The following is a 1,329-nucleotide window of genomic DNA, read 5'->3' as shown; positions in this document are numbered from 1 at the left end:
TGAGGTTCCCCCGGTTTGCCGGAGGGTTGGTTACCTGGCGCCGGTGGGCTCAGGCTGAACGATAGTCGTCTCGTCGGGTCGGGCCTGGTGGGTGTGCCAGGCGGTTTCGTACTCGTCTGGGGATCGCCAGCCGAGGTCTTTCTGGATGCGGCGGGTGTTGTACCAGCCGTCGATGTAGGTGAAGATCGCGTTCTCGGCTTCGTCGCGGGTCCGCCAGGAGTTGCGGTAGACCAGTTCGATCTTCAGCGTCGACCAGAAGTTCTCCATCAGGGCGTTGTCGAACGAGTCGCCGACCGAGCCCATTGAGGGCAGGATGCCGTTGTCGGCCAGGCGTTGGGCGAAGCGGAACGACGTGTAGTTCGATCCGTGGTCGGAGTGGTGGATCAGTTGGCCGTCGCGGACGTCGCGGGACCAGATGCCGTATTCGAGTGCGCCGAGGATCAGGTCGGTGTCGCAGCGGTCGGAGCAGCGCCAGCCCACGATGCGGTTGGAGAACACGTCTCGCACCGCGGCGAGCCAGAACACGCCCTGCCCGCAGGGGATGCGGGTGGCGTCGGCGACCCACAGCCGGTTGGGCGCCGCAGCGGTGAACTGCCGGTTGACCAGGTCCGGAGCGGGTGTCGCCTTCGGGTTCGACCGGGTGGACGGGATGCGCCACTTCTTGCGCAGGAACGCGCCTTGCAGGCCGGCGTCACGCATCAACCGCTCGACCCGCTTGCGACCCACCTGGCGGCCTTGGCGGCGCAGCATCGCGTGCACTCTCGGGCTGCCGTAGGTGCCGCCGGATACGTGGTGGATCTCGGCGATCTCCACGGCCAGTTCCGCGTCCTCGCGTCGCCGAGCGGACGGGTCGGCGGCCTGGGTGAGCCAGCCGTAGTAGGTGGAGACGGCGACGTTGAGGACCCGGAGGACAGGCTCGACCCCGAAGCGATCGCGTAGCTCGTCAACGAGCGTCACGACCGTCGCCGGGTCGGGTCGAGTTCCGAGGCGAAAAAAGCCGACGCGGCCTTCAGGATCTCGTTGGCCCGCTTCAGCTCGGCGTTCTCCCGCCGCAACCGGCGCAGCTCCTCCACCTCCGAGGTCGTCGGCCGGTCGCCCCGCAGGCCACGGTCGGCCTCGTCCTGGCGGATCCAGTTGCGCAACGCTTCGTGATGCACCCCAAGCTGGCGGGCCAGCTGGCGGATCACGGGCTTCGGGTCCGACTCCCGATACAACCGCACCGCACGTTCACGCAGCTCATCGGGGTACTTCTTCGGTGCTGCCACGGATGACTCCCTTCAGCTCCATCAGAGCATGATCGAAAGCCTCCGAGCTACCGGGGGAACCTCA

General features: G+C 67.3%; 2 protein-coding genes. Both read right to left on the bottom strand.

Annotated features, from left to right (window positions below):
- Nucleotides 1-30: 30 nt before the first annotated feature.
- A complete protein-coding gene (locus tag ABZ738_RS32515) occupies nucleotides 31-957 on the bottom strand; it encodes an IS3 family transposase (protein ID WP_357219763.1) in 927 nt (308 codons plus the stop codon).
- Entirely contained in the window at nucleotides 954-1,265 is a 312-nt protein-coding gene (locus tag ABZ738_RS32510) for a transposase (RefSeq protein ID WP_007071078.1), read from the bottom strand. Before ABZ738_RS32510 ends, ABZ738_RS32515 begins: the two co-directional genes overlap by 4 nt.
- Between the last annotated feature and the right edge of the window lie 64 nt (nucleotides 1,266-1,329).

It is taken from the genome of Micromonospora sp. NPDC047793 (assembly GCF_040642635.1).
Classification (GTDB): domain Bacteria; phylum Actinomycetota; class Actinomycetes; order Mycobacteriales; family Micromonosporaceae; genus Micromonospora.
The sequence above is the reverse complement of the archived record's forward strand: the minus strand, read 5'-3'. Positions and strand labels throughout refer to the sequence as shown.